The organism is Accumulibacter sp. (assembly GCF_031732815.1).
Classification (GTDB): Bacteria; Pseudomonadota; Gammaproteobacteria; order Burkholderiales; family Rhodocyclaceae; genus Accumulibacter.
On sequence record NZ_JAVMKF010000166.1, the window covers coordinates 1 to 4,382 of the forward strand.

Genomic DNA, 4,382 nt, shown 5'->3' on the forward strand with positions numbered 1-4,382 from the left:
GCCTGCTCGACCGCAAGGTGCGCGAGAAGATCGCGCTTTGGGAGGGCGCCAAAGGTGCGCTGCTCGACGAGATCATGGGCGAGCGCGATGCCATCGGTGATTCCGATCAGGGCCGCAGCTTTCGCGCTTTCTGGGACTTTCTCATGTCCAGCCGACGACAGGAGGAGCTCTCCGCGCGGCTGGACCAGGTGCTGGCGCTGCCTGCTGTGGCAGCGCTCAAGCCCGAGCCGCGCACGCGCCGCGTGCACCACGACTGGCTGGAGGCAGGCGAGCACACGCAGCGCATGGTGGCGCAACTGTCGCAGCAGTTGCGCCGTTTCCTCGACGACCGCGCTTTTCTCGAGAACCGCCGCATCCTGGACCTCCTGCGCGCCATCGAGAGCAAGGCGCTCGGCATTCGCGCGGCGACTCCCGCCGGAAGCGTGATGCACCTCGAGGCGATGGGGTCGGACATCGAATTGCCGCTGGAACGTCCCTTGTTCACGCCGAGCGTCAAGCCGCGCCTGGCCGATCTGGCGCTGGCCGCTGGCGAGGACGATATCGACACCGCGCGCTTGTTCGACCAGATCGTCGTGGACAAGGCGCGCCTGCGAGCAACCGTCCAGCGCGCACTGCGCCGCCAGCCGCAGATCACGCTGCGCGAACTGCTGGACGGCGAGCCGCTGCGCCAGGGGCTGGCCGAACTGGTGGCCTACCTCGAGCTGGCTCACGCCGGCGACGCCCTGGACACCTTGCGCGCCCTGGTCGACGAAGCCGTGGAAGAAGCGATCCGTTGGCAGGCCAGCAGCGCTGCGGGCGAAGCCGTGACGCGCGAGGCACGCTTGCCGCGCGTCATCTTCACGCGCTGACGGCGGCAAGTGATCGGGGAAAGATGAGCATGGACGACGCGCTGCACGAAGGCGGTTCGCTGGAGACGCCGCCCAGCGCGCTGCCGGCGGTGCCCGAGTTGTCGCAACTGATGGTGCAGCTGCTCAAAGGGGTGCTCTACCGCGACGACGACGAGCGCCTGTGGGCCAGCCTGCTGCGCCTGCAGGCGCGGGTGCGGGAACAGGCGGCCGTGCTGTTGCTCGATCTGGTGCTGGACGAGGCCGAGGGCCACGCCTTCCTGAAGAGTCGTCCGGACCCGGACGAGTCGGAGGGGGCACCGCGCCTGCCCAGGCTGGTCGCACGCCGGCCGCTTTCTTACCCGGTGAGCCTGATGTTGGCGCTGCTGCGCAAGCGCATGGCCGAGTTCGACGCGAGCGGCGACGACACGCGGCTGGTGCTGGCGCGTGACGATATCGTCGAGTTGATGCGGGTTTTTCTGCCCGAAGGCACGAACGAGGCGCGGCTGATCGATCAGGTCGACGCGACGATCGGCAAGGTCGTCGATCTCGGCTTCCTGCGCCGACTCAAGCCGGCCGCCGGCAGTGCACACGACCGCGGCCACTACGAGCTGCGGCGCATCCTGAAGGCTTTTGTCGACGCTCAGTGGCTGGCCGAGTTCGATGCGCGGCTGGAGGTCTATCGCACGGCGCTCTCAGCAAGCCCCGCCGAATCGGCTGGCAAGCCGGCGGTCAGCCAGGGAGTGCCTGATGTTTGAAGCACCGACGCTCGACCTGGACTTCGTCGCCGACGACAGCCGCGTGGGCTTTCGCCTGCAGCGGCTGCAGGTGCTGAACTGGGGCACCTTTGACAAACGCGTCTGGCGCTTCGAGCTCGACGGTCGCAACGGCCTGCTGACGGGCGACATCGGTTCGGGCAAGTCCACGCTGGTCGATGCGATCACTACCCTGCTGGTGCCGGCGCAGCGCGTTGCCTACAACAAGGCGGCCGGGGCGGATTCCCGCGAGCGCTCCTTGCGTTCCTACGTCCTCGGCCACTACAAGAGCGAACGCAACGAGGTGACGGGCAGCGCCCGGCCTGTCGCCTTGCGCGATGCGTCGAGCTACTCGGTCATCCTCGGCGTCTTTCGCAACGAGGGCTATGACCAGGCCGTGACGCTGGCGCAAGTCTTCTGGCTGAAGGACCCTCAGGGCCAACCCGTACGCCTGTTCGTCGCAGCCGAGCGCGCCCTCGCCATCGCGGATGACTTCAGCGGTTTTGGCAGCGACCTGACGGCCCTGCGCAAGAAGCTGCGCGGCGCAGGTTGCGAGCTCTTCGACAGCTTCCCGCCTTACGGGGCCTGGTTCCGCCGCCGCTTCGGCATCGAGCACGAGCAGGCCCTGGATCTCTTCCACCAGACTGTTTCGATGAAGTCGGTGGGCAACCTCACCGACTTCGTGCGCAGCCACATGCTCGAGCCCTTCGACGTGGGCAGCCGCATCGAGGCGCTGATCCGCCACTTCGATGATCTGGACCGCGCGCACCAGGCGGTGCTCAGGGCGAAGCGGCAGGTGGACCTGCTGACCCCGCTGGTCGCCGACGGCACGCGCCATCAGGCGCTGGTGATCGAGATCCAGAACTGGCGCGAGGCGCGCGATCAGCTTCGGGCGTACTTCGCCCGCCTCAAGGGTGAGCTGCTGGACCGCCGCCTGGCCCTGCTGGCGGACGATGCGGCCCGGCTCGACGCGCAGATCGCGCGCCTGGACGCGCAGCGTGAGTCCGCGCGCGTTGACCTCGCGCGCCTGGAGCGCGCCCTGCGCGACAACGGGGGTGATCGCCTGGAAGAGTTGGCGGCAGAGATACGCCGCCTGGAGCAGGAGAAGGGACAACGCCAGAAGCGGTCAGAGCGCTTTCAGGAACTGCTGGCCCGCATCGACGAAGCGGCGCCGGCCGACGAAGAGTCCTTCCTTGCCCAGCAGCAGAGCATCGCCAAGCGTACCGAAGGCTTGCGCGAGCGCCTTGCCGATTTGGACAACCGCGAACGCGAAGAGGATTTTGCTTTCCGCAAAGGCCGTGAGGAGCACAGCGCCTTGTCCGACGAGATCGATAGTCTGCAGCGGCGCAAGAGCAACATCGACGTGGCCCAGGTTCGCATCCGCGAGGCGTTATGTGCTGCCCTGCCGATCAGCGAGGACGAACTGCCCTTCGCCGGCGAGCTGATCAAGGTGCGTGACGGCGAGCGCGACTGGCTAGGCGCCGCCGAGCGGCTGCTGCGTGGCTTCGGTCTGGCACTGCTGGTCCCCGACGTGCACTACCAGGCCGTTGCGGACTGGGTGGACCGCCAGCATCTGGGCGCGCGGCTGGTGTACTTTCACGTGCGCCAGCGCAAGACAGTACCGGGCGCCAGCCTGCATCCGCAGTCGCTGGTACGCAAGCTGCTCATCAAGCCGGACTCGCCGCACTCCGAGTGGTTGGAGCACGAGCTTCGCCAGCGCTTCGACGTGGCCTGCTGCGAGAGCGGCGAACAGTTCCGGCGCGAGGCCCGCGCGATCACGCGCGCGGGCCAGATCAAGGACCCGAGCGGGCGCCATGAGAAAGACGACCGTAGCCGGATCGACGACCGCAGCCGCTACGTGCTCGGCTGGAGCAACGCCGACAAGCTGCGTGCCTTGCGCGATCGGCGGCAGCACCTGGAAGAAAAGCTGGCCGCCTTGGGGCAACGGATAGCCTCGCTTCAGCAGGCGCGCAATGAACTGCAAGGACAGTTGGAAACGCTCGCCCGGCTGGAAGAGTTCACGCACTTCGCCGACATCGACTGGATGAGCCTGGCTCGCCAGATTGCCGCCCTCGGCGAGGAGCGTGCACGGCTGCAGGCGGCATCGGACACGCTGCAGGAGTTGGCGCGTCAGCTCAAGGCGGTGCAGGACCGGTTCGGCGAGCTGGAGCTCAGGCGCTCCGACACGCTGGGCAAGCGGGGCGAGGTCAAGAGCAGACGTGAAATGGCGCAGGCGATGCGGGATCAGGCCGGCAGCGTGTGGGACGACGCGCCACTCAGCGAGGCACAGATCGAGCGTCTGGATGGCTGGCGCCGGCAAGCGCTGGGCGAGCATCCGCTGTCGGTCGAGTCGTGCGACAACCGCGAGCAGGACGTGCGCAAATGGCTGCAGGAGCGCATCGACGCGGAGGACAAACGCTTGGCCCGACTGACCGAACGCATCGTCAACGCGATGCGCGGCTTCAAGGACGAGTTCAAGGCCGAGACGGTCGAAGTGGACGTGAGCCTGGCGGCGCTGCCAGAGTATGCGCGGATGCTCATCGGCCTCAAGGGCGACGACCTGCCACGATTCGAGGCGCGCTTCAAAGAGCTGCTCAACGTCAACACGATCAACGAGATCGCCAACTTCAACGCGCAGCTGGCTCGTGAGCGGGCGATGATCAAGGAGCGCGTCGACTTCATCAACCAGTCGCTGCAAGCTATCGACTACAACCCCGGCCGGCACATCAAGCTGCTCGCGCTGCCCAGCCCGGATGCCGAGATCCGGGACTTTCAGCAGGATCTGCGCGCGTGCACCGAGGGC

3 protein-coding genes are annotated in these 4,382 nt (G+C 67.4%); all 3 read left to right on the top strand.

Annotation, left to right across the window (positions count from 1 at the left end; all coding sequences use genetic code 11):
• Positions 1 to 848 (top strand): DUF3375 family protein (locus tag RKP46_RS11020; RefSeq protein WP_311106687.1); only part of this gene is annotated, 848 nt, incomplete at its 5' end.
• 29 nt (positions 849 to 877) lie between these two features.
• Positions 878 to 1,582 (top strand): DUF4194 domain-containing protein, encoded by a 705-nt coding sequence (locus RKP46_RS11025; protein WP_311106688.1) that lies wholly within the window; start codon positions 878 to 880, stop codon positions 1,580 to 1,582.
• On the top strand, positions 1,575 to 4,382 hold a 2,808-nt coding region (locus RKP46_RS11030), incomplete at its 3' end, for an ATP-binding protein (protein WP_311106689.1). The genes RKP46_RS11025 and RKP46_RS11030, both read left to right, overlap by 8 nt.

Excerpts from the sequence above, each read along its gene's own strand:
- RKP46_RS11025 (WP_311106688.1), top strand. The coding sequence starts at position 878 with ATGGACGACGCGCTGCACGAAGGCGGTTCGCTGGAGACGCCGCCCAGC.